Below are 23,978 nucleotides of genomic sequence, written 5' to 3'. Positions count from 1 at the left end.
ATCCTCGTCTGCACGTCCGGACGTGGTTGAGCGGCCGTCCTACGATGGGGAGTACCCCGTCCACAGGAGGCTGAAGGTGGGCATCGCCAGATCGACCGCCAAGCTCGTAGGCCCGCGGGTCGCGTCCGCCGCAGGGCCGAAGGTCACGTCGGGCTACGTCCGTGTGCTGCTCGAGCGCGCGATCGACGGCGCCGGTCCGTTCAAGCCCGTCCGGGTCGCCGCCGACGCACGGCTCGCGCTCGCGGGTGGACGCGTGGAGGACGCCATCGACGACGTCGTACGCGTCCACGTGCGCTACGCCAGCGCGCAGGGGTTCCTCACGAACGTCGGCGGGGTCGCGTCCATGGTCGTCACCGTGCCTGCGAACGTGACAGGCCTCGCCGTCCTCCAGTGCCACATGGTGGCAGCGATCGCCTACCTGCGCGGCTACGACCTCGACGACCCGCGCGTCCGCAACGCAGTGATGGCGTGCCTTCTCGGCAAGGACGAGGTCACCAAGGCGATCAAGGACCAGCGCCTCCCGTCGACCCCCATGGGTCTGGCGACGTCGCCCGTCCACGACCCGCTGCTCGACGACCGGATCGCCCGCGAGGTCACGACGGCGATGTTCGGGCGGGTCAGCGGCAAGCAGGGCGCGTCGGTCCTCATCCGCAAGGTGCCGATCCTCGGCGGCAGCGTCGGCGCGGTGAGCGACGCGGTCCACACCGCCAAGCTCGCGGGGTACGCCCGCTCCGAGCTCCGCGACCGCCGTCTCGCCCTGCCCCGCTGAGCACGTAGGGCGGCACGTCTGGCGGCCTTCACTCTGCGTTGGCCCCCACGAAGACGCCACGCCCCACCGCAGGTGATCGGTGGGGCGCGACGGTTGCGTGGGGGCCAACGCAGAGTGTCAGACGGTCACTTCAGGTCGAAGCGGTCCGCCTCCATGACCTTGACCCAGGCTGCGACGAAGTCGCCGATGAACTTCTCCTTGGCGTCGTCGCTCGCGTAGACCTCGGCGACCGCGCGCAGCTCGGAGTTCGAGCCGAACAGGAGGTCGACGCGGCTGCCGGTCCACAGCTGCTCTCCGGTCTTCCCGGAGAGGCACGCGTAGATGCCCTCGGATCCGTCGACCGACTTCCAGGTGTTGCCGAGGTCGAGCAGGTTCACGAAGAAGTCGTTCGTCAGAGCGCCCGGAGTCTCGGTGAGGACACCCAGGTCGGTGCCGCCGTAGTTCGCGCCTAGGACCCGCAGGCCACCGACGAGGACCGTTGCTTCGGGCGCGCTCAGACCGAGCAGACTCGCGCGATCGACGAACAGGAACTCCGCCGGAAGCGGGTGCCCCTTGCCGAGGTAGTTGCGGAACCCGTCATGGGTGGGCTCGAGGTAGGAGAACGACTCGACGTCGGTCAGCTCCTGTGTGGCGTCTCCACGACCAGGAGTGAACGGCACCGTGACCGAGTAGCCAGCGGCCTCGGCGGCCTTCTCGACGCCGACGCCGCCGGCGAGGACGACCAGGTCGGCGAACGAGACCTGCTTGCCGCCCTCGGCGTTGAACGCCTCCTGGATGCTCTCGAGCGCCCGGACGACCTGCGCCAGCGCGTCGGGCTCGTTGACCTCCCAGGCACTCTGCGGCTCGAGGCGGATCCGGCCGCCGTTCGCGCCGCCGCGCTTGTCGCTGCTGCGGAAGCTCGACGCGGACGCCCAGGCGGTCGACACCAGCTGCGCGACCGAGAGGCCGGACTCGGCGATCCTGGCCTTCAGCGCCGCGACCTCGGCGTCGCCGAGGGGCTCGCCCTCCGGCGCGGGAACCGGGTCCTGCCAGAGCAGCGTCTCGCTCGGGACCTCCGGGCCGAGGTAGCGCTCGACAGGACCCATGTCGCGGTGCGTCAGCTTGAACCAGGCCCGTGCGAACGCGTCGGCGAACTCCTCGGGGTGCTCCAGGAACCGGCGCGAGACCTGCTCGTAGACCGGGTCGAGCCGCAGGGCGAGATCGGTCGTCAGCATCCGCGGCTCACGACGGCCGTCACCGAACGCCTCGGGCACCATGTCGCTGCCGGCACCGTTCTTCGGGCTCCACTGGTGCGCACCGGCCGGCGACGCCGTCAGCTCCCAGTCGTACGCGAAGAGGATGTGGAAGAACTCGTTGTCCCAGCGGGTCGGGTGGTAGGTCCAGGTGACCTCGAGCCCGCTCGTGACCGTGTCGGGCCCCACACCGGTGCCGTACCCGTTCTTCCAGCCGAGGCCCTGCGCCTCGAGGGGCGACGCCTCCGGGTCCGGGTCGAGTCGGTCGTCGGGGTGGGCGCCGTGGGTCTTGCCGAAGGTGTGCCCACCGGCGATGAGCGCGACGGTCTCCTCGTCGTTCATCGCCATCCGGCCGAAGGTCTCACGGATGTCGCGAGCCGCGGCGACTGGGTCCGGCACGCCCTCGGGGCCCTCGGGGTTCACGTAGATGAGCCCCATGTGAGTCGCGCCGAGCGGCTTCTCCAACTCGCGCTTGTCACCGCCCGAGATGCGCTTGTCGCTGCCGAGCCACTCGGTCTCGGCACCCCAGTAGACGTCGTTGTCGGGCTCCCACACGTCTTCACGGCCACCGGCGAAGCCGAACGTCTCGAGGCCCATGGACTCGAGCGCGACGTTGCCCGAGAGGACCATGAGGTCGGCCCAGGAGAGCTTCTTGCCGTACTTCTTCTTCACCGGCCAGAGCAGACGGCGGGCCTTGTCGAGGCTGACGTTGTCGGGCCAGCTGTTGAGGGGGGCAAAGCGCTGCTGGCCTGCGCCCGCGCCTCCGCGCCCGTCGCTCACCCGGTAGGTGCCGGCGCTGTGCCAGGCCATCCGGATCATCAGCGGGCCGTAGTGCCCGAAGTCCGCGGGCCACCACGGCTGCGAGGTCGTCAGCACCTCGAGGATGTCCCGCTTGACCGCAGGCAGGTCGAGGGTCTCGAACTCGGCGGCGTAGTCGAAGTCGTCGTCCATCGGATCCTTGGCCGGGGCGTGCTTGGCCAGGATGTTCAGGTTGAGCCGGTTCGGCCACCACACACGGTTCGCGTCGCCCTGGGTCGGGTGCGGCATGCGGCCGTCGTGGGCGACGGGGCACCCGCCCGCCGCGCGCTCCTCCTCCGGCAGGTCCTCGTCGGTGACGGTGACGCCGTGCTCGTTGGCGCCGTGCGGGTTCTCGGTCATCGTTCTATTCCTTCCGATGGACGGGCATGAGGGAGTTCGGTGATCAGGAGTCGGCAGCCATGCAGTCGGGGCACGTCCCCCAGTAGATGACCTCGGCCTCGTCGATGACGAAGCCGTGGTCGTCGGCGGCAGTCAGGCAGGGAGCCTCACCGACGGCGCAGTCGACGTCGGCGATCTCTCCGCAGGAGCGGCAGACGACGTGGTGGTGGTTGTCGCCGATGCGGGCCTCGTAGCGGGCCAGAGAGCCGGACGGCTGGATACGGCGTACGAGTCCGTGCGCGGTCAGCGTGTGGAGCGAGTCGTACACGGCCTGGTGAGAGACGGCCGGCAGCTCCGCGCGTACGGCCTCGAGGACCGTGTCGGTGTCGGCGTGCGGCAGCGCATGGACGGCGGTCAGCACCGCGACCCGAGGACGTGTCACCCGCAGCTCCGAGGCACGGAGCATCTGCTCGACATCGCTGGCGGTGGGCACCTCGCCAGTCTGCCTCGCTTTCTTGAATGAGTCAAAGAAAGTTCGCGCCAACGCAGTGGCTGCTGACCCTCTCCGTGTGCTGCCATGGTCGGACGAGAACTGACGAGTCAAGGGGGACATCATGGCCAGACGTGGGGTACGAATCGGGGCAGTTGCCGCAGCGACGGTCCTGGCCGTCGGGCTGGTGCCGGGAACTGCGCACGCGGCGACCGGGAACGTGAACGACCCGCGCGGCGACGCGCCGAAGGTCGCCGACATCACCAAGCTGAAGTTCAAGAACGGCACCTACCGCGCCACCGGCGTGATCACGGTGCCGCACCGCAAGCTCAAGAAGCTGGCCTTCACCAACCTGGAGATCAAGCCGAAGCGCAACGCGGGATGGATCTACATCGTGTCGATCCACCGCGACGCCGCCGGCAAGGTCACCGACAAGACGCTCGCCTGGCAGCAGGGCGACGACCCGAGCACCTACACGCCGGTCCCGTGCACCGGCATCCGGCAGGCGTGGATCGGCAAGCGGACCAAGATCTCGGTCCCGCAGTCCTGCCTGACCAAGCACCACGGCACGCGCTTGAAGGCACGCGCCGGCATCCTCGCGCGGGTCGGTCCGGGGCACGACTTCTACGACGACCGCACCCGCTACACGCGCTACCTCAAGCGCGGTTGAGCGCGCGCCGGTTCGATCACGCACGGACGGCCCGAGATCCGAGTCACCTGGTGGCTCGGATCTTCGGCGATCATCCTGCCGCGAGGGCCCGCACGACCGCGGACGGCGACGGGCGACCGAGCTGCTCCGCCATCCACGTGCTCGTCTGGACGAGAGCGGGCAGATCGACGCCGTGCGCCACGCCGAGACCGTCGAGCATCCACACCAGGTCCTCGGTGGCGAGGTTGCCGGTCGCGGACTTCGCGTACGGACACCCGCCGAGGCCGCCCGCGGAGGCGTCGAAGGTCGTGACGCCGCGCCGTAGAGCCGCGTACGCATTGGCGAGCGCCTGACCGTACGTGTCGTGGAAGTGCATGGCGAGCCGATCGGTCCCGACCCCGGCGGCGGCGAACGCGTCGAGCATCGCCTCCACGTGGTGCGCCGTCCCCACGCCGATCGTGTCGCCGATCGACAGCTCGTACGCCCCCAGGTCGAGGAGCCGCTTGCCCGCGGTGACGACGCGGTCGATGGCGACCTCGCCCTCCCAAGGGTCTCCGAAACACATCGACAGGTACGCCCGCACCGCCACGCCGGCGTCGAGCGCACGGCGTACGACCGGTTCGAACATCGCGAACTGCGTCTCGTAGGTGCTGTTGAGGTTCTTGGTCGCGAAGGTCTCCGTCGCGCTGGCGAAGATCGCGACGTGGGTGACGCCAGCCTCCAGGGCACGGTCGAGGCCACGCTCGTTGGGGACCAGGACCGGGTACGGGACGACGCCGTCCAGGTCGAGGCGAGCCACCAGGTCGGCGGCGTCGGCGAGCTGCGGAACCCACTTCGGGTGGACGAAGCTGGTCGCCTCGACGATCGGCAGACCCGCGGCGGTGAGCCGCTGCACGAAGTCGAGCTTGGTCTCGAGCGGGACCAGCGCGGACTCGTTCTGGAGGCCGTCACGCGCGCCGACCTCATAGATGGTCACGCCCTCCGGCAGCGCCGGGTCACGGTGCACCGCGGGGAGACTCATGCGTCGTCTCCAGCAGGTGCGTCGAGACCGTCCACGCGGAACAGCAGCGCACCCAGCGCGACCTGGTCGCCGACCGCCGCACCGACGCGGGCGACCGTGCCGGCGTAGGGCGCCTTGAGCGCGATCTCCATCTTCATCGCCTCCACCACTCCGAGGACCTGCCCTTCGTCCACGGTCTCACCTGCGGACACCGCGACCGACAGCACGGTGCCGGGCATCGGCGACACGACGTCGGCGTCGCCGATGCCCTCGCCGGCGCGGTCGCGGGCTGGATCGGGATGGCGGAAGGTCCACGCCTGCCCCTCGTACGCGACGACGACACCGGCGTGGTCCACGACCGACGTTCCGTCCTCGGGACCGGGGACCTCGTAAGACCCGGGGGCGAGCGCGAGCTCGGTCGGCGCGCCGTCGACGTCGACGAGCGACACCAGCACCGGCGCTGGCCCGGCTGCGGAGCGCCATCCGTCGGCAGCCCCGAACGGGTCGTCGGCGGGGGACACGTACGACCGCGCCCAGGCCCGAGCAGCGGAGCGGGCGGCTCCCTCGGGTACGGCGGGGCGGGTGGTGAGCTCCTCGGCCGCGGACGAGTCGAGCCACGCGGTGTGGATCGTCGCGTCGCGGAACGCGTCGGATGCCACGAGCCGCCGCAGGAATCCGGCGTTGGTGGTGACACCCAGGACGGCGGTCCGGTCGAGAGCGTCGACGAGCGCAGCACGAGCCGCCTCGCGGTCGGGTCCGTGCGCGATCAGCTTGCCGAGCATCGGGTCGTACGCCGTCGTGACCTCGGCGCCCGACTCCAGGGCGGCGTCGACCCGCACGTGCTCCGGCCAGACCACCGTGGTGGCGCGGCCTGCCTGGGGGAGGAATCCCGTGTACGGGTCCTCGGCGTAGACGCGCGCCTCGATCGCGTGACCGGTCGCGGCCACGTCCTCCTGCGTGATCCCGAGCGGCAGGCCCTGCGCGACGCGCAGCTGGATCGCGACGAGGTCGAGGCCGGTGATCGCCTCGGTCACGGGGTGCTCGACCTGGAGGCGCGTGTTCATCTCGAGGAACGCGATCGCGCTGTCGTCCTCGCCGTGCACCAGGAACTCGACGGTGCCGGCGTTGACGTAGCCGACCTCGCGGCACAGCGCGACCGCCGCCTCGGTCAGGCGGGCGCGGGTGGCGTCGGAGATGGTCGGTGCCGGCGCCTCCTCGAGCACCTTCTGGTGGCGACGCTGTGCTGAGCAGTCCCGCTCGAACAGGTGCAGCACGGTGCCGTGCTCGTCACCGACGACCTGCACCTCGACGTGCCGACCGCGCTCGACGTACTCCTCGACGAGCAGCGTGTCGTCACCGAACGCCGACGCGGCCTCGCGGCGCGCGGAAGCGACGGCGGCCTCCAGGTCGGCGGGGTCGCGGACGACCCGCATGCCCTTGCCGCCTCCGCCGGCCGCGGCCTTGACCAGGACGGGGTACGCGACGGCGCCAGCACCACGACCGCTGGTCGAGGCCGGAGCGCCAGCACCACGACCGCTGGTCGAGGCCGGAGCGCCAGCGGAGGATCGAGACCCCACCGGCACGTCGTACCGGCGCGTCACCGGCACCCCCGCGCGCTCGGCGACCTCGCGGGCGCGGTCCTTGCGCCCCATCAGGTCGATGACGTCCGCGGTCGGCCCGATCCAGACGAGACCCGCTCCGACCACGGCACGGGCCGCGTCGGCGCGCTCCGACAGGAATCCGTAGCCGGGGTGCACGGCCTGGGCGCCGCTGCGGCGGGCGGCGTCGAGGATCGCGTCGAGCGACAGGTACGGAACGGTGGTGGCGGCTCGTAGCGGCTCGGCGTGATCGGCGAGGAGGACGTGTGGGGCTCGCGCATCGGCGTCGGAGTGCACCGCGATCGCCCGGAGCCCCGCGGCCTGCACGGCGCGGACGATGCGTACGGCGATCTCGCCGCGGTTGGCGACGAGCACGCTGTTGAATCTCTGGGTCATCGCACTCACATCCGGAAGACGCCGTAGTGGGGTTCTGGGATCGGCGCGTTCGACGACGCCTGCAGCGCCATGCCGAGTACGCGCCGGGTGTCGGCGGGGTCGATGATCCCGTCGTCCCAGAGCCGGGCGGTGGAGTAGTAGGCCGAGCCCTGCTCCTCGTACTGCGCGCGGATCGGCGCCCGGAACGCCTCCTCGTCCTCGGAGCTCCACTCCTCGCCGCGCGCCTCGATGCCGTCGCGGCGGACGGTCGCGAGCACGGACGACGCCTGCTCGCCGCCCATCACGGAGATCTTGGCGTTGGGCCACATCCAGAGGAACCGCGGGTCGTACGCCCGGCCGGACATGCCGTAGTTGCCGGCACCGTACGAGCCGCCGATGACGACCGTGAACCGCGGCACGACCGAGGAGGCGACCGCCGTGACGAGCTTGGCGCCGTCCTTCGCGATGCCGCCGTTCTCGTACTCGCGCCCGACCATGAAGCCGGAGATGTTCTGGAGGAAGACGAGCGGCACACCCCGCTGGTTGGCGAGCTCGATGAAGTGTGCGCCCTTGAGCGACGACTCCGAGAAGAGGATGCCGTTGTTGGCGACGATCGCGACCGGGTAGCCCCAGATCCGGGCGAACGCACACACGAGGGTCTCGCCGTAGAGCGGCTTGAACTCGTGGAACGTCGAGCCGTCGACCACGCGCCGGATCACGTCGCGCACGTCGTACGGGGTGCGCGAGTCGGTCGGCACCACGTCGTACAGGGTGTCGGGCGCCTCGAGCGGCTCCACCACGGCGCTGCGCTCGAGGCTCGGCGGCGTGCGGCGTTCGAAGGTGGAGACGATGCTGCGCAGGATCGCGAGCGCGTGGGCGTCGTCGTCCGCCAGGTGGTCGACCACGCCGGACCGGCGTGCGTGGACCTCTCCGCCACCGAGCTCCTCCGCCGTGACGACCTCGCCGGTCGCGGCCTTCACCAGCGGGGGACCGCCGAGGAAGATCGTGCCCTGGTCGCGGACGATGACGGTCTCGTCGCTCATCGCGGGGACGTACGCGCCGCCGGCGGTGCACGAGCCCATCACGGCCGCGATCTGGGGGATGCCCCGCGCCGACATCTGCGCCTGGTTGAAGAAGATGCGTCCGAAGTGCTCACGGTCTGGGAACACCTCGTCCTGCATCGGCAGGAAGGCGCCGCCGGAGTCGACGAGATAGAGGCACGGGAGGTGGTTCTCGGCGGCGATCGTCTGGGCACGGAGGTGTTTCTTGACGGTCAACGGGTAGTAGGTGCCGCCCTTGACGGTCGCGTCGTTCGCGACGATCACGCACTCGCGCCCCGACACGCGGCCGATGCCGGCGACCGCACCGGCGCTCGGGACCGCGTACGGGTCGCCGTCGGCGCCGTACATCCCGTACGCCGCGAGCGGCGCGATCTCGAGGAAGGGCGAGCCGGGGTCGAGGAGACGGTCGACGCGGTCGCGGACGAACAGCTTGCCGCGCTTCTCGTGCTTGTCGCGGGCACGGGCGGGGCCGCCGGTGCGCACGGTGCCGAGGCGTTCGCGCAGCTCGGCGACGAGCTCGCGCATGCCGGTGGGGTGCATGCGTCGATGTTAACGGTTGTTAACCTCCGGCACCAACGGTGCGACGACGAGCAGCGTCTTGCCGATCGCCGTACGCTCCTCCAGCCCTCGGTGCGCGTCCGCGGCCGCGTCGAGCGGGTACCGCTGCCGGATCACCGGCGACCACCTCCCACCCCTCAGCATCTCCAGCGCCTGGACGGTCAGCGCCCGGATGTCTTCGTCCGCGAGCTGAACACCCGCGATGCCGTCCACTTGGAGTCCCCGGCGGCGGACCTCGCGCTCGTCCGGCTCCAGAAACCCACCCGCTGCCCCGTACGCGACCAGCCGGCCGCCATCGGCCAGCACCGTGAACGCCTCCTGTCCTGGCGTCCCACCGGCACCGTCGAGCAGGACCGTCGGCGGCTGACCACCCAGCGCGGCGACGACCTTCTCCGTCCACCCGGGCAGCGAGTAGTCGACCGCCTCGGCTCCGAGCTCGCGGACCAGCGCGAGCTTGCGCTCACCGCGCGCAGCCCCGACCACGGTCGCACCACGCTCGAGCGCCGCCTGGACGACGAGCGCCCCGCAGCCGCCCGTCGCCGCGTTGACCAGCACCCGGTCGCCCGCACCGACACGGGTGACGTCGAGCAGGCGGAGCGCCGTCACACCGTCCCGGGACAGCGCCGCGGCCTCCTCGTCGCCGACCTCGTCCGGCAGTGCGACGGCCAGCACGTCGGCGACCGCGACACGCTCGGCGTACGCCCCCTGCGTCCCCGAGCGAGCGACGACCCGCTCGCCGATCCGCGCCGGGTCGACCCCGACACCGACCGCGGCGACCGTGCCGGCGACGGCACCACCACCGACGTACGGGGTCGACATCCCCCAGCCCTCGCCACCACCGCCGCGCAGCAGGGCATCCAGGAAGATCACGTCCGCGACCGCGACGTCGACCACGAGCTCACCTGGTCCGGGCACCGGAGGCGGGAGGTCGACGACCTTCATCACCTCGGGATCTCCGTACTGCTGCACCTGCACCGCTCGCATCGTCGCCTCGCTCGGGGTCATGGTGACCCAGTGTCGATGCTCAAGTCGACTTGAGGTCAAGCCCTCTCAGTGCGCGTCGAACTGCACCGACACCCAGTGGTCCGACGACGGCCACGCCGGGACGACGAGCGTGTGCGCCCGATGGGAACCACGCGGCACCGCACGGAGCCGGATGCCGCTGAACCGGCGCGGCGCCGGAAGGTACTGGTCGACGCCGGTGATGAACGGGACCGCGGCGAACGCGGCGATCGGCTGACCCAGCACGCTGGTGCCGTCCGCGAGCTGGTCGCCGACCGCGATGCCGATCGCACGCTTGGTCCGGGGCGCGATCCCGTCGAGGATCTCGGCGCCGTCGATGCTGAGGGTGTCGTTGCGGTCGCCCTGGTCGCTCCACCACTCCTTGTTGCGGCTGATCGTGAGGTTCGTGTGCCGTGGCGACGCCGTCATGATGCTGCGGACGATGCCGCCCGGCTGGTCGGTCATGAGGCGGACGAACCGGTCCGAGCGCGTGAAGGGCTCCGTGTAGAAGTGGTGGGTGATCTCGCCGCGGGTGAGCTCGAACTCGTACCGCGCGAACGGCGCGGCCACGAACGGGCCGAACGCACCGTCGGTGACCGCGAACGTCGACACGGGACGGCCGACGCGAGCACCGTTCAGCCTGTTGACGCGATAGACCTTCAGCGTCCCGTCGACCACGGGCAGGTTGCTCACGAAGAAGTGGACCCGGCCCGAGACCACGCGGCGACCGCGCTCGGGGCGGACGTCGACGGTTGCCGGCGCACGGCCGGTGAAGAACCGGAACATCTCGCGGAAGCTCTTCTCGGAGGTGACTGCCTCGGTGTGCCCCTGCTCGCCGAGATCGACGTTCGTCGCACCGGTGATCTCGCGCGTCACACCGGGGTAGCGCCACGGCTCGGCCCACAGCGCCAGAGTGTCGACGCCTCCGGGCGGCGCGGTCGCCGTGACGCCGTCGATGTTCACGTAGTGGGCCACGCGAGCGGCCCGATCGGGGGAGCTGTTGAGGTACTGCTGGGAGACGTAGGTGCCGAGCGAGTGCCCCACGAGGTCGACACGGTCCGAACCCGTACGGCGCAGCAGCGCCGCGACCGCGGCGTCGATCCGCGCGTGGACCTGGGCGAGCGTGTTGGTCTGGAACTGGGTGTCGTACTCGACGGCCTCGATGTCCTCCGCCTCGTACCCGTTGCTCGCGAAACGCAGCGCCGGTGTCTGGAACTGGCTGGCCGAGCCCGCGGACCCGTGCACGAAGACGATGGGACGGACTTCACGGTCATGACCACGGGACCCGCCAGGGGACCCGGCCGACGCCGGTGACGCGAGGACGGCGAGGAGGAGCAGGAGGACGACGACGACCGAACCGAGCGCACGCTTCACGGAATCTCCTGAGGGCCGGAATGTGATCCACGACACTAAGCGCCCGCTCAGGTGCGGTCAACGGACGAGGCGCGAGACGGCGTCTCACGCGTCACCACACCGCAGAGCCCGCCCGTCCGCGGTCGTGACTAGAGTCCGACCGTGAGCACTCAACACGTCACCGTCGTCACGGGCGGCACCCGGGGGATCGGCGCCGCCGTCGCACGTCGGCTCGCCCGGGACGGACACGCGCTCGTGCTCGGCTACGCCCGCGACGACGCGGCGGCGGCCTTGCTGCGCGACGAGCTCGCGACCACCACCGCGGTCGAGATCGTCCGTGCGGACGTGACGACAGACGACGGCGTCGAGGCGGTCTTCTCCGCCGCCGACCGGCTCGGTCCCCTGACGGGTCTCGTCAACAACGCCGGAGCCACGCTCCACGTCGGCCCGCTCGCCGAGACGCCGACCGAGACGGTCCGTCGCGTCGTCGACCTCAACCTCACCGCCGCCGTGCTGTGCGCACGTCGGGCGGTGATCGCCTTCGACGCCGTCGGCGCCGCGGGCACGATCGTCAACATCTCGTCGGGTGCGGCGACGACCGGCTCTCCGGGCGAGTACGTCCACTACGCGGCTGCCAAGGCCGGTGTCGACGCGCTCACCCTCGGGCTCGCCAAGGAGGTCGCCGGGCGAGGCATCCGGGTGGTCGGCGTCGCGCCCGGGACGATCGAGACGCGCATCCATGCCGATGCCGGCGACCCTGGCCGCCCGGCCCGTGTCGCGGCGCGCATCCCGCTGGGCCGCGCGGGGGTCCCCGACGACATCGCGCCGGCCGTCGCCTGGCTGCTCTCGGACGAGGCGTCGTACGTGACCGGCTCGACCTTGCGGATCGCCGGCGGGCTCTGACCGCTAGAGCCAGCCCCGACGCTTCGCCGCGACACCGAGCTGCAGGCGCGTCTCGACCTCGGCCTTCTCCATGAGGTTGCTCATGCGGCGCTGGACCGTACGCGCGGAGAGCCCCAGCTGGTTGGCGACCTTGTGGTCGGTGAGGCCCGCATTGAGCAGTCGGAGGATCCGTGCGTCGGTCTCGTCGAGCTCGCTCGGACCTCCCTCGGCGGCCGCGCTCTCGAGCAGCGGCGCACCGGCTGTCCAGAGCCCTTCGAACAGCGCGATGAGACTGTCGAGGAGTCCGCTGCGGTGCACGATCAGCGCGCCGCCGCTCAGGTCGTCCGGCGCCGCCATCACCGGCACCATCGCGATCTCCGAGTCGACGATCAGCAGGCGGGACGGGAGCGAGGCGGCGAGGCGTACGTCCAGGCCCTGCCCGTCACGGAACTCGCCGAACGAGTTCGGGCGATCGAGCACGCCACGCTCGGAGAGCAGGCGGAACGTCACGCCGCGGTCCAGCGCGCGGCGCTCCTCCACGAAGTCGTAGCCGTCCGAGGTCAGCTTGGTCGTCCGGATGGTCATCCGCGCCTCCCGGCGGGCACCGCGGAGCAGCTGGTTGATCCGCTGCATGCCGGCCTCGCGTCCGGGCACGAGGTCGACGAGGTCGGAGGCGGTCCGGTCGTCGGCCGCCTTCCGGTAGAGGTCGTTGAGGCGCTCGAGCTCGATCTCGGCCCGCCGCAGCCAGCGCTGCCGCTCGACGATGAGCGACCCGATCGCGACCGTCGGCGGCGACGCGGTGAAGTGGGCGGGGTGCTCGTTCTCGTGCCTGCTGACGAGTCCTCGCTGCTCGAGCGAGGCGAGGAAAGCGGCGACCTCGTCGGTGTCCATGCCGACCGTCGCGGCGAGCTCCGCCGCCGTGGCGCTCGCGACCTCGACGAGCGCGCGGTACAGGTCGAACTCGTCGCGGGAGAAGCCCAGCACCTCGAGCACGTTCCACCTCCCTCGTTCTCTCTTCTCGATGCGCGATCGTCCCACGTGGACTACGGCCCCTGTCCTGGAATTGCGGGAATCACAGGGCACGCCGCCATCGTGTGGCGTATTAATGACATGGCTGCATTCTGCCATTCCCACAGCGGTGAATTCATGGCAGATTTCTCTCTGTAACACCCCGAACCTCTTCCGCGCGGCCCCCGTGACGCGGAGGAGAAGCGTTCGTGAGCGGACCCGAGACCGCTCACGGACCAGCGGCCGGCGGTTCTCCGCCGGCCGCTTTTTTTCACGCACTTCTCTCTGGTCCGGGCGCCGACAGGGACGGGCGTACCGCTGCGGCCTAGCATGGCCGCGTGGCCACCACCCGTCAGGAGCAGATCCTCACCACCGCAGCCTCGCTCTTCGCCGAGCGCGGTTTCCACGGCGTCTCCGTGCACGACATCGGCGCCGCGTGCGGAGTGTCGGGTCCGGCGCTCTACCGTCACTTCGCCGGCAAGGACGCGATCCTGTCCGAGATGCTGATCGGCATCAGCCACACCCTCCGCAGCGGCGGTCGTACGCGGGTCGACGAGGCGACCGACGCCAAGGAGGCCCTCGACGCACTGGTCGCGTTCCACATCGACTTCGCACTCTCCAACCCGGCGCTGATCGTCGTGCAGGAGCGCGAGTGGACCAACCTCGACGAGGCGAGCCAGGAGAGCGTGCGCGAGCTCCAGCTCGACTACGTCGACACCTGGGTCACCGCCCTCCGCAGCCTCCGCCCGGAGCTCGACCAGCGCACCGCCCGCGCTGCCGTGCAGGCGACGTTCGGCCTGCTGAACTCCACCCCGCACAGCGCCCGGATCTCGACCGACGCGATGGCCGAGCTCCTCACGCAGATGGCCCGACGCGCCCTGCTCGGATGAGCACCCGCCCGGTCGTGGCACGATCGGCTGCATGACCGACGCACCTCTGCTCCGCACCATCGGCGGGACCAGCCCTGACCTCGATCCGACCTCGTACGTCGCACCGACGGCCGTGCTCACCGGCAGCGTGACGCTCGGGCCGCAGGCGAGCGTCTGGTACGGCGCCGTGCTCCGCGCCGACAACGCCCCCATCACCATCGGCGAACGCAGCAACGTCCAGGACGGGTGCGTCTTCCACGTCGACACCGACAAGCCCGTGAGCCTCGGCGCCGGTGTCTCCGTCGGCCACCGGGCGGTGCTGCACGGCTGCACCGTCGAGGACGACTGCCTGATCGGGATGGGCGCGGTCGTGCTCAACGGTGCTCACATCGGCGCCGGTTCGATGGTCGCCGCGGGCGCCGTCGTCCTCCAGGACACCGAGGTTCCGCCGGGATCGCTCGTCGCGGGCGTCCCGGGCAAGGTGCGGCGCCCGCTCACCGACGAGGAGCGTGAAGGGTTGAAGACCAATGCCCGCAACTACCTCGCGCTGAGCGAGCTGCACCGCGACGCGGACTGACCCCGGACGCGCCCGTCCCCGATTTGGCGGGTTTGACAAGGAATCCGGTCACGAAAACCTTGTCGTACCCCCCAAATCGGGGACGAGGTGGGACCCGCTACTGCAGCAGCGTGCCGTTGGCGGAGAACGCCGGCTTGAGACCCCGCATCTGGGTCCGGTTCACCTCCGCCGCCGGTCCGCCGTACACCGCGTTGTAGAGCAGGTTGAACGACGAGCGGGGCAGCGACCGGAACGTGATCTCCGACCCGTACGTCACCACCTTGCCCTTGCCGATGTCGAACGACACCACGTTGGCGTCACCCGCGATGTGCTCCTCGCCCTTGAGGTAGCCGCTGGCGAGCACGTTCGACTCCGGGTACGTGGAGACCACGTCCGCCTTGCGACCCGTCGGCGTCCACGCCTGCGTGTTGTACAGCCACACCGGCCACTCGTCCGGCATGCCCCACGCCACCATGTCGGTGTTGTCGAACTCGTGGTTCAGCAGGCTGCCGCCGGTCGCGAACTCGTCACGGTCGGTCGGCAGCGACGGCTCGATCGGCAGGTCCAGCAGCTCCTTGGCCGTCGCCACCGACGACCCGATCGCGAGCAGCGTGCCGCCCTGGCGGACGAACTGGCGCAGCTTCTTCCAGCCCTCCTCACCGACGCCGTACGCCCACGCGAACTCCTCGTCGTAGCGCTCCGGGTCGAGCCCGTCGACGATGCGCGACTTGGAGATGCCCTGCGGCAGCACGATCGTGTCGTACACATCGATGAGCTTCCCGCTCTGGAAGTCCTGAGCACCGACGACCTCGTAGTTGACCTTGTACTGGTCCATCAGCCACATGTCCCAGCCGCCGGGCATGTTGTTCGCCCCACGGAGCAGGCCGACCCGCGTACGCGGCTTGAGCTGGATGCCCTCGACCCTCGGAGCCGCCGCGGTCGCCGCCACCGGGACGCCGACCTTCTTGCTCGCCGTCGCCAGGACGGAGCGCGCCTGCGGCGTCGCCGGGACCACGTACGTGCCCGCCGGGTACGTCGTGCCACCGTCGGCGAACTCCTTGCCGGCGCGGAAGGTGGTGATGTTGGACTTCTGCAGCGCCGCCACCATCTGGATCGTGCCGTACGACTCAGGCCGTACGAGGTACGCCCCGGATGCGCCCGGCGCTGCCGGCATCGTCACCTCGGGAACCTCCACCGACTCGACCCGCTCGACCTGCGCCTGGACCGGCTCCTTCACCTCGTCGACCGCGACGCCCATCTGGATCGGTAGGCTCGTCGTCGCCTCGGCGTACGGCAGGTCGTCGGTCGGGTAGGTGTCCTTGCCGAGCACCTGGTCGACCCAGTTGCCGCGCGGCTGCTTGGTCTGGATCACGTACGACCCGGCGGCGTACTCCTTGCCGCCGGCGGTGAACGGGGCGGTCGCCCGATCGATCTCGACCTGTGTCCAGTCGAGGCGCTGCAGCATCTCGTACGTCGCGTACGGGTCGCGCTGCTCGGCGTCGACGACGTACGCCTGGACCCCGGACTTCACACCGTTCTCCATGTACTCCTGCGGGACCGCGAAAAGGTTGTCGTACAGCAGCTTCTCGCCGTTCTGCGCGACGTACTCCATGCCCGCGTACGTGGCCGTGTTGGCGTACTCGACGATGTCCTTGAGCGTCCAGGTGTCCTTCTCGTACGGCTCGATCAGCGCCTGGGTCGGGACCTGCGGGCCGAGCGGCTTGCCGTCGTTCGACTTCTGCGGGTACGCGAGGTCGACGGCCGAGGCGAGCTCGGTGAGGTACGCGCCGGTGCCCGTGAACGGGAAGAATCCGACGGGCTGCTCCAGGGTCCAGAAGATGTGGTAGTCGTCCGTCCCCACACCGGACTTGCCCTCCGCCGCGAGCTGCCGCATCGCGTGCTGACCGACGGCGGAGCTGAGGGCGTTCATGTTGGGCGGCACGTTGGCGCTGGTCACGCCCCCGTACGGCGGAACGAAGAGGCGCTCACCGGAGTTGCCCTGCTGATGCAGGATGTGCGTCATCACCGGGCGGTACTTCTTCTCCAGCTCGAGGCGGTACTGAGCCTCGATCTGCGTGAACATCGTCCAGTCACGGTTGTCGTCGTGCCCGGTGTACTTGTGGTAGAGGTCCGGGTACGTCCTCGCCAGGTTGGTGCCCGCGGTCCGGTTGAAGTGGTCCACGACGAGGTGCTGGCCGTCAGGGTTCTGCGACGGCACGAGCATGATGACCGAGTTGGTGAGGACCTCTTCGGTGAACTCGGAGTCCTCGGTCGCGAGGCGGTGCACGATGTCGTTGATCGCCTGCCCGTTGCCGACCTCGGTCGAGTGGATCGTGGCCTCGAGGTGGTAGATCGGAAGGCTGTTCTTGGCGAGCGCCTTCGCCTCGGCCTCCGACGTGTTGCGCGGGTCGGACAGCTTCTGGTTGGCCGCGACGATCTCGTCGAGCCGCTCGAGGTTCTTCGGTGCGCTGATGAAGACGGTCGCGTACTCGTTCCCCATCGTCGTCTCGCCGACCGTCTCGTAGTCGACCCGGTCGGAGCTCTTGGCGATGGACTTCATGTAGTCGAGGACGTCGGGGTACGCGGCGAGCTTCCCCTCCGCTCCCATCTCGAACCCGAAGAACTCCTCGGGTGTCTGGATGCCTTCCGCTGCGGCCGGCAAGGTGACCCGGTACGGCGCCTCCGCGGTGGCGGTGGACGCGACCAGGCTGGTCCCGAGCAAGGCGACCGACGCCGTGACGACGGCGGCGGAGAGCAATCGGCTGTGTCTCATGTGCTGCCCTTCCACGTGAGCCCGCCGCTGGTGCGCGGCGGGGTTGCCTCACGTTAATGAGCGTTCACGAGACCGGACCTGTCGCGATTGTTCGGCATTGTGCGGACTTCCCGGTAGGACACGTGTCCGCTTCCGGACAGCGGAGTGGCGGCAGGTCGCCAGCCGGGTTAAGAATTCACCATGACGGGAAGGCATCGTCGACTCAGCGTGTCGATGCCGGCTGCTGAGCTCGCCGCCGGCGTGACAGAGCCGTCCGCCCGCGGGATCGCCGACCACGTCTCGCGCCTGATCCGCCAGGGGACGCTCCCCGACGGCACGCGGCTGCCTACCGTCCGCGCGACCGCCTCCGCGCTGCACGTCGGTGCGACAACGGTGGCGACCGCGTGGACGCTGCTGCGCCACGAGCACCTCGTCCGGTCCGACGGCCGCAACGGCACCTTCGTCCACGACCTCAGCACGCTGTCGTCCCGCCCGGAAGCCGGTGCCGAGACCCCGGTACGGATCGACCTCGACGCGCCGGCGTACGACGTCGACCTCGTCCCGGACCCCGGCCCGTACCTCACGGCCGCCGCAGAACGGCTCGCGTGGCACCGCACGGAGACGAGCGAGGTCGACGAAGACCTCGCAGGAGTCGCGTACGACTCGTGGCCGTTCGTGCCGGACGGGCTCGCCGTCGCGTGGGGATACGCCGATGCGCTCGCGCAGCTCGCCGCGCTGGTCGTGCACCCCGGCGACCGGGTCGCGGTCGAGTCGGCATGCTCACCGGACACGAGCGCGGTCCTGGCTGCCGTCCGCGCGCAGGTCGTCCATGTCCCGTGCGACGAGGCGGGCATGATCCCCGAGGCCCTCGAGGAGGCGCTTGCGTCGCGACCGGTGATGGTCGTGATCCAGCCACGGATGGCCGACCCGCTCGCCCACCACCTGACAGCGGGCCGGGCCCGCGCGCTCGCCACCGTGCTGGCCGAGCGCGCCGTCCTCGTCGTCGAGGAGGACGGTGCGGCGAGCCTCGCGAACCGGTCCGCGGCATCGGTCGGACGCTGGCTCCCGGACCAGTCCGTGCTCGTCCGCGGCTATCAGCGCTCGCTCGGCCCCACGATCCGGATGGCGCTCGTCGGCGGTTCGGCCGCCGTCACGGACCGGCTCCGCGCCCGCCAGGACATCACCGGTTCCTTCACCCCGCTGACGGCGCAGCGGAAGGTCGCCCTGATGCTCGGCGACCCCGCCGTCCAGGCGATGGTGTCGCAGGCGGCCTCGCGGTACGAACAGCGGTGGCACACGCTCGCAGGCGCACTGCGGCGCCGGGGCATCAGCGTCCCGGGCGTGAACGGGCTCGCGCTGTGGGTGCGGGTCTCGGACGCGCCGGCCGCTGCTCGGCGTCTCGCTCGCGCCGGCATCCGCGCGGGACTGGGAACCGAGATCTCCGGGCCGGTCGAAGGATCACGCCACCTTCGACTCGCGACGGCCGGGCTCCGCTTCGAGCACGACATCGTCGCGTGGCTCGTCGCGTCCGGTCAGCGCTTGGCCTCCTGACCACGCCTTCCTCGATTCGCTCGGTCGCGGACTTCACTTGCCTACCTTGAGCGTCCGGCGATCAGCCTCTCTGGCTTCTTCGAGTCCGCGCCCGCCGATTTGACGCCGTATCCACGTTCTCGCCGCCAGATTCGGTGGATAACGCGTCAAATCGTGGGGCGCACCCGGTCACCGCCCTCTCGCGCCGGCCTCCTGGCGAGCGACCTGGCCGCGACCCGTGATCAGGTAGCCGACGAAGCCGATCGCGAGTGCGGCGACGACGCCGAGGTTGGCGAACGCCCACTCGCCCTCCTTGCCGCCGAGTCCCAGCGGACCGAGCAGGTAGCCCTGCCAGGACAGCCAGTCCGCGAACGTGTTGATGACGGTGCCCCATCCGACGACGACCGCGACCAGGAACCAGACCACGGTCCACACGTTCCAGGCGCCGTACCGCCCCGAGGGGTCGTACAGGTCGAGCGCCGCGTAGTCGCGCCGCCGCAGCGCGATGTCGGCGATGAAGATGCCCGCCCAGGCCGCGATCGGCACGGCGAGCGTGATGAGGAAGCCCTGGAACGGCCCGAAGAAGTCGTCGGCGAACCACAGGAAGTAGATCGCGCCGATCACCATGATGACGCCGTCGATCCCGGCCGCGACCCAGCGCGGCGTCTTCAGACCGAGCGTGAGCAGCGCCAGGCCCGAGGAGTAGATGTCGAGCACGGCGCCACCGACCAGCCCCGCGAGAGCGACGAGGAAGAACGGGACGAGGTACCAGGTCGGCAGCAGCGTCACGAGGGTGCCGATCGGGTCGGCGCTGAGCGAGGCGAGCAGCGCCGCATCGGATCCCGCGAGCAGCAGGCCGTACACCACAAGGAACACCGGAGCGACCGCCCCGCCGAGCGTGGTCCAGAGGACGACCCCGCCGGCCGGGGCCGTACGAGGCAGGTAGCGCGAGTAGTCCGCGCCCGAGTTCACCCAGCTGATCCCGAACCCCGCGGTCGCGAAGATCGCGAGCCCGACGACCGCGGCCGTCCCGCCCGACGGCAACGACGACGCGACGTCCCAGTCGACGTGGTCGATCGTCAGCGCCACGTAGCCGACCGTGAGGACCGCGGTCGCGATCGTGATCCACCGCTGCAGCCGCATGATCGTGTCGAAACCGAGGATGCCGGCGCCGATCACGACGGCTGCAGTGAGGACGAACCCGAGGATCCGTGCGCCGTCGCCGCCGGTCCCACCGAGCTCCTCGATCACCGCAGCGCTCGCGAGCGCTGCGAGGGCGACGAGCACCGTCTCCCAGCCGACCAGCAGCACGTACGAGACCGCGCTCGGGAGCGCGTTGCCGCGTACGCCGAACGCCGCACGCGAGAGCACCATCGTCGGCGCCGAACCGCGCTTGCCTGCGATGGAGACGATGCCGACGAGCAGGAACGACAGGATCGTCCCGATCAGGCCCGCGACGAGCGCCTGCCAGAAGGACACGCCGAAACCGAGGAAGTACGCCCCGTACGCGACGCCGAAGACCGAGATGTTGGACGCGCACCACGGCCAGAACAGCGAACGAGGCGTGCCTTTGCGCTCGGACTCGTCGATGACGTTGATGCCGTTCGCCTCGATGGCGCTGGCGGGCGCACTCACTGGGCCGGCTCCGGGCGGTGGCGTGGACGGGTCGGGGAAGTCGTAGCGGGACATCAGGTCTCCTCGGGCTCTTCGGCGTCCGGCAGGGTAGCGGCAAGGATGCTGTGGATCGTGCTGCCGAACCCGGTGGCGGCGGCTGCTGCGGTCTCGACCACGGCGTCGGGGTCGGTGATCTCGGGGTGCCGTCCGTCGGCGTCGAGCTCGGTGGTGGTGACGACGGAGATGCCGAGGACCTCCATCCCGGCGGCTCGGGCGGCGATCGCCTCGTGCACGGTCGACATGCCGACCGCGTCCGCACCGAGCGCGCGGAGCATCCGCAGCTCGGCCACCGTCTGGTACTCCGGACCGCGCAGCATCGCGTACGTGCCCTCGACCAGGCATGGGTCGAGCTCGCGCGCGACCTCACGCAGCCGCGGGGACCAGCAGTCGGTGAGATCGACGAAGGCCGCCCCCTCCAGCGGCGAAGTCGCAGTGAGGTTGAGGTGGTCGGCGACGAGCATGCCCGTCCCCGCGTCCCACTCGTCGCGCAGGCACCCGTTCGCGCTGGTGAGCACGCACACCCGAGCACCGCACGCGGCGGCGGTCCGGACGCCGTGCGCGACCGCCTCGACGCCGCGCTCCTCGTACAGGTGCGTGCGTCCGCTCAGGATCAGCACGTGCACCACCTTGCCGTGGTCCGTGCGCAGAGGCACGGAGGCGACGGCACCGGCGTGCCCGGGTGCGGTGGGCGCCGCGAAGCCCGGGAGGTCCGTCGCCGCCGCGGTCCAGGTCGGGTCGCCGATCGACTGCAGCGCCCCGCTCCAGCCGGACCCGAGCACGACGACCGCGTCGTGGCGAGCCACGCCGCTCGCCTCGGCGATCGCCATCGCTGCCTGCCGGGCGCGATCCTCGTGCATGACGGCATATTTGCACGGGTTTAGCCACGCGTGCGCTGGGTAACGTGCTACGACCCGCCATCCGGACTGAATGTTCTGTGGCGGTATTTCCTCCGAGCGAAACAAATTCAGGCTCTAGACGGATCGTACGAACGAGCCTACGTTTGCTCGGGTCAACCGTTGCAGAAGGGGAGAGAAGTCTTGAGACGACTCAGCACGGCACTCATCACGATCGGCGTCGCGGCCTCGTTCGGCGCCGCGTACGCCTCACCGGGATCGGCGTCTCCGGCACCGCCCGTCACCGCCGCCGAGAAGTCGGCGAAGGACCACGAGCTTCCGAACCCGCTCGAGGACAAGCGTCGGGCCCTCCGCGAGGAGGCGATCACCTCGGTCGTCAACGGCGAGTCGAAGCCCGTCACCAAGAACGGCACGAGTGTCGTCAAGGTCGGCAAGTCCTACTCGCCCGCCGAGGCCGCCGCGCTCGGCACCGCCCGCGGCCGCAAGGCGCTCGCGAAGGCCGGGACCAAGGCCCAGAAGCAGGACCAGTACGTCGAGCTCGAGCAGGAGCGCGCCGACAAGATCTTCGTGATCCTCACCGAGTTCGGCGACGAGCGTCACCCCGACTACCCCGACGACGGTTGGGAGACCGAGGAGGGCGCGGTCGAGCCGCAGCGCTTCGGCGGCCCTCTGCACAACGAGATCCCTGAGCCCGACCGCACCAAGGACAACTCGACGGTCTGGCAGGCGGACTACAACCGCGAGCACTACGAGGACGTGTACTTCAAGACCGGCAAGAAGGCCGAGTCCGTGAAGACCTACTACGAGGCACAGTCGTCGGGTCGCTACACCGTCGACGGCGCCGTCTCGGACTGGGTGAAGGTCCCCTACAACGAGGCCCGCTATGGCCGCACCACGTTTGACGAGGACGGCAACCCCGACGAGACCAACTCGTGGGCCTTGATCAAGGACGGCGTCACCGCCTGGGTCGCCGACCAGAAGGCCAAGGGTCAGACCGACGCCCAGATCAAGCAGACGCTCGCCTCGTACGACGCCTACGACCGCTACGACTTCGACGGCGACGGCAACTTCAACGAGTCCGACGGCTACATCGACCACTTCCAGATCGTCCACGCGGGCGGCGACGAGGCCGACGGTGACCCGATCTACGGCAGCGATGCGCTGTGGTCGCACCGCTGGTACGCCTACATCACCGACGCCGGCATCACCGGCCCGGCGGAGAACCCGCTCGGCGGCACGCAGATCGGCAACACCGGCCTGTGGGTCGGCGACTACACGCTCCAGCCTGAGAACGGCGGCCTGTCGGTCTTCGTCCACGAGTACGGTCACGACCTCGGTCTGCCGGACGCGTACGACACCTCCAGCAAGGGCGACAACTCCAACGAGTACTGGACGCTGATGGCGCAGAGCCGCCTCAACGACGCCGGCGAGCCGCTGGGCACCCGCCCCGGCGACCTCGGCGCGTGGGAGAAGCTGCAGCTCGGCTGGCTCGACTACGAGGTGGTCGCGGCCAACCAGAAGAAGAAGCTGGAGCTCGGCCCGCAGGAGTGGAACTCCGACAAGGCGCAGGGCGCGGTCGTCGTGCTGCCGAAGAAGCCGGTCACGCGCAGCTACGGCGCACCTGCCTCCGGGACGAAGCAGTTCTTCTCCGGTGCAGGCGACGACCTGGCGAACTCGATGACGACGGAGCTCGACCTCACCGGCAAGACGTCGGCGTCGTTCGCAGCGAAGGCGCGTTGGGACATCGAGGCCGGGTACGACTACGCGTACTTCCAGGCGTCCACCGACGGTGGCAAGTCGTGGACGTCGCTCGACGGCACGGTCGACGGCAACCCGTTCGACCGCGACGCCTCCGACGCCCCGGCTCTCGACGGCGCCCACCCGGCCTGGGGCAACCTGGTCGTGCCGCTGGACGCGTACGCGGGGCAGAAGATCCTGTTCCGGTCGTACTACAAGACCGACGGCGGCCTCACTCGTCCCGGTCTGTTCCTCGACGACATCGTGGTGACCGCCGACGGTGCGACGGTCCTGTCCGACGGTGCCGAGGACGGCGGCGCGGCCTGGACCTTCGACGGCTACAGCATCGTCGGGGCGACCACGACCATGCTCTACAACAACTACTACGTGATGGGCCACCGGTCGTACGTCGGGTACGACAAGTACCTGCAGACCGGGCCGTACAACTTCGGCTGGCTCAACACGAAGCCCGACTGGGTGGAGCACTACCGCTACGGCCAGGGCCTGCTGATCTCGTACTGGGACACGTCGGTCGCTGACAACAACACGACCGACCACCCCGGTCAGGGTCGGAACCTGCCGATCGACGCCCACCCGGAGCCGATCATCAACCTCGCGACGGGCGCCCCCTGGCGTGCACGCATCCAGGTGTACGACGCGCCGTTCGGGCTGAAGAAGGCCGACTCGATGACGCTGCACACCAACGGCCAGCCCAGCTACATCCGGGCACAGCCTGCGCAGCCGGTGTTCAACGACACCAAGAAGTACTGGTACGCCGAGCTGCCGAACCACGGGGTCAAGCTCCCCGCGGTCGGCGTCAAGGTGAAGGTGCTCGAGCAGCAGGGCACCTCGATGACGGTCAAGTTCAACTGACCTGACTCGACGACGGGAG

Annotated in this window: 18 protein-coding genes; 7 read left to right on the top strand and 11 right to left on the bottom strand. The window is 70.2% G+C overall.

From position 1 onward, the window contains the following. Positions 1 to 76 precede the first annotated feature (76 nt). A complete protein-coding gene (locus tag AB3M34_RS00380; protein ID WP_370617099.1) occupies positions 77 to 769 on the top strand; it encodes an EcsC family protein in 693 nt (230 codons plus the stop codon). Positions 770 to 894: 125 nt separating this feature from the next. On the opposite strand, the gene katG is transcribed toward AB3M34_RS00380, so the two are convergent. Together katG and AB3M34_RS00370 are read right to left on the bottom strand one after the other, a co-directional pair. Beyond that, entirely contained in the window at positions 895 to 3,159 is a 2,265-nt protein-coding gene (gene katG / locus AB3M34_RS00375; protein WP_370617098.1) for a catalase/peroxidase HPI, read from the bottom strand. A gap of 43 nt (positions 3,160 to 3,202) precedes the next feature. Further along, positions 3,203 to 3,604: a Fur family transcriptional regulator gene (locus tag AB3M34_RS00370; protein WP_370620101.1), complete on the bottom strand. Its 402-nt coding sequence runs from the start codon at positions 3,602 to 3,604 to the stop codon at positions 3,203 to 3,205. 148 nt (positions 3,605 to 3,752) lie between these two features. Between AB3M34_RS00370 and AB3M34_RS00365 the strand changes: the two genes are divergently transcribed. After that, the gene (locus AB3M34_RS00365) at positions 3,753 to 4,298 is read left to right on the top strand and encodes a hypothetical protein (protein ID WP_370617097.1); all 546 of its coding nucleotides are present in this window, start codon (positions 3,753 to 3,755) and stop codon (positions 4,296 to 4,298) included. A 70-nt stretch (positions 4,299 to 4,368) separates the two neighbouring features. Here the strand turns inward: AB3M34_RS00365 and AB3M34_RS00360 are convergent, their stop codons facing one another. From AB3M34_RS00360 to AB3M34_RS00340, 5 genes are read right to left on the bottom strand one after another with little or no spacing between them, the layout of a single operon-like run. After that, positions 4,369 to 5,298: a hydroxymethylglutaryl-CoA lyase gene (locus AB3M34_RS00360; RefSeq protein ID WP_370617096.1), complete on the bottom strand. Its 930-nt coding sequence runs from the start codon at positions 5,296 to 5,298 to the stop codon at positions 4,369 to 4,371. After that, the gene (locus AB3M34_RS00355) at positions 5,295 to 7,271 is read right to left on the bottom strand and encodes a biotin carboxylase N-terminal domain-containing protein (protein ID WP_370617095.1); all 1,977 of its coding nucleotides are present in this window, start codon (positions 7,269 to 7,271) and stop codon (positions 5,295 to 5,297) included. Before AB3M34_RS00355 ends, AB3M34_RS00360 begins: the two co-directional genes overlap by 4 nt. Before the next feature lie 5 nt (positions 7,272 to 7,276). Then, positions 7,277 to 8,851, bottom strand: a complete 1,575-nt coding sequence (locus tag AB3M34_RS00350) for a carboxyl transferase domain-containing protein (RefSeq protein ID WP_370617094.1) — start codon at positions 8,849 to 8,851, stop codon at positions 7,277 to 7,279. A 9-nt stretch (positions 8,852 to 8,860) separates the two neighbouring features. Beyond that, positions 8,861 to 9,874 (bottom strand): zinc-binding dehydrogenase, encoded by a 1,014-nt coding sequence (locus AB3M34_RS00345; protein WP_370617093.1) that lies wholly within the window; start codon positions 9,872 to 9,874, stop codon positions 8,861 to 8,863. 45 nt (positions 9,875 to 9,919) lie between these two features. Further along, the gene (locus AB3M34_RS00340; RefSeq protein ID WP_370617092.1) at positions 9,920 to 11,245 is read right to left on the bottom strand and encodes an alpha/beta fold hydrolase; all 1,326 of its coding nucleotides are present in this window, start codon (positions 11,243 to 11,245) and stop codon (positions 9,920 to 9,922) included. Positions 11,246 to 11,386: 141 nt separating this feature from the next. On the opposite strand from AB3M34_RS00340, the gene AB3M34_RS00335 reads away from it, so the two are divergent. Further along, the gene (locus AB3M34_RS00335; protein ID WP_370617091.1) at positions 11,387 to 12,127 is read left to right on the top strand and encodes an SDR family NAD(P)-dependent oxidoreductase; all 741 of its coding nucleotides are present in this window, start codon (positions 11,387 to 11,389) and stop codon (positions 12,125 to 12,127) included. A 3-nt stretch (positions 12,128 to 12,130) separates the two neighbouring features. Here AB3M34_RS00335 and AB3M34_RS00330 read toward each other — a convergent pair whose 3' ends face one another. Next, the gene (locus tag AB3M34_RS00330) at positions 12,131 to 13,099 is read right to left on the bottom strand and encodes a helix-turn-helix domain-containing protein (protein WP_370617090.1); all 969 of its coding nucleotides are present in this window, start codon (positions 13,097 to 13,099) and stop codon (positions 12,131 to 12,133) included. A gap of 353 nt (positions 13,100 to 13,452) precedes the next feature. On the opposite strand from AB3M34_RS00330, the gene AB3M34_RS00325 reads away from it, so the two are divergent. Further along, positions 13,453 to 14,004 (top strand): TetR/AcrR family transcriptional regulator, encoded by a 552-nt coding sequence (locus tag AB3M34_RS00325; protein ID WP_370617089.1) that lies wholly within the window; start codon positions 13,453 to 13,455, stop codon positions 14,002 to 14,004. A gap of 31 nt (positions 14,005 to 14,035) precedes the next feature. Then, positions 14,036 to 14,560: a gamma carbonic anhydrase family protein gene (locus AB3M34_RS00320; protein ID WP_370617088.1), complete on the top strand. Its 525-nt coding sequence runs from the start codon at positions 14,036 to 14,038 to the stop codon at positions 14,558 to 14,560. A gap of 97 nt (positions 14,561 to 14,657) precedes the next feature. Here AB3M34_RS00320 and AB3M34_RS00315 read toward each other — a convergent pair whose 3' ends face one another. Next, complete coding sequence (locus tag AB3M34_RS00315) at positions 14,658 to 17,312, bottom strand: M14 family zinc carboxypeptidase (RefSeq protein WP_370617087.1); 2,655 nt, start codon at positions 17,310 to 17,312, stop codon at positions 14,658 to 14,660. A 180-nt stretch (positions 17,313 to 17,492) separates the two neighbouring features. Here AB3M34_RS00315 and AB3M34_RS00310 point away from each other — a divergent pair, with 180 nt between their 5' ends. Further along, on the top strand, positions 17,493 to 18,842 hold the full coding sequence (locus AB3M34_RS00310; RefSeq protein ID WP_370617086.1) for an aminotransferase class I/II-fold pyridoxal phosphate-dependent enzyme: 1,350 nt from the start codon (positions 17,493 to 17,495) through the stop codon (positions 18,840 to 18,842). Positions 18,843 to 19,010: 168 nt separating this feature from the next. Here AB3M34_RS00310 and AB3M34_RS00305 read toward each other — a convergent pair whose 3' ends face one another. Both AB3M34_RS00305 and AB3M34_RS00300 read right to left on the bottom strand, forming a co-directional pair. Next, positions 19,011 to 20,510, bottom strand: coding sequence for a purine-cytosine permease family protein (locus tag AB3M34_RS00305; RefSeq protein ID WP_370617085.1), 1,500 nt, complete (start codon positions 20,508 to 20,510; stop codon positions 19,011 to 19,013). Then, positions 20,510 to 21,352, bottom strand: coding sequence for a purine-nucleoside phosphorylase (locus AB3M34_RS00300; RefSeq protein WP_370617084.1), 843 nt, complete (start codon positions 21,350 to 21,352; stop codon positions 20,510 to 20,512). Before AB3M34_RS00300 ends, AB3M34_RS00305 begins: the two co-directional genes overlap by 1 nt. 180 nt (positions 21,353 to 21,532) lie before the next feature. On the opposite strand from AB3M34_RS00300, the gene AB3M34_RS00295 reads away from it, so the two are divergent. Further along, a complete protein-coding gene (locus AB3M34_RS00295; protein WP_370617083.1) occupies positions 21,533 to 23,959 on the top strand; it encodes an immune inhibitor A domain-containing protein in 2,427 nt (808 codons plus the stop codon). Positions 23,960 to 23,978: the final 19 nt, after the last annotated feature.

This window comes from Mumia sp. Pv4-285 (assembly GCF_041320275.1).
In the GTDB taxonomy this organism is placed as follows: Bacteria; Actinomycetota; Actinomycetes; order Propionibacteriales; family Nocardioidaceae; genus Mumia; species Mumia qirimensis.
This window is presented reverse-complemented; position numbering and strand designations above follow the sequence as displayed.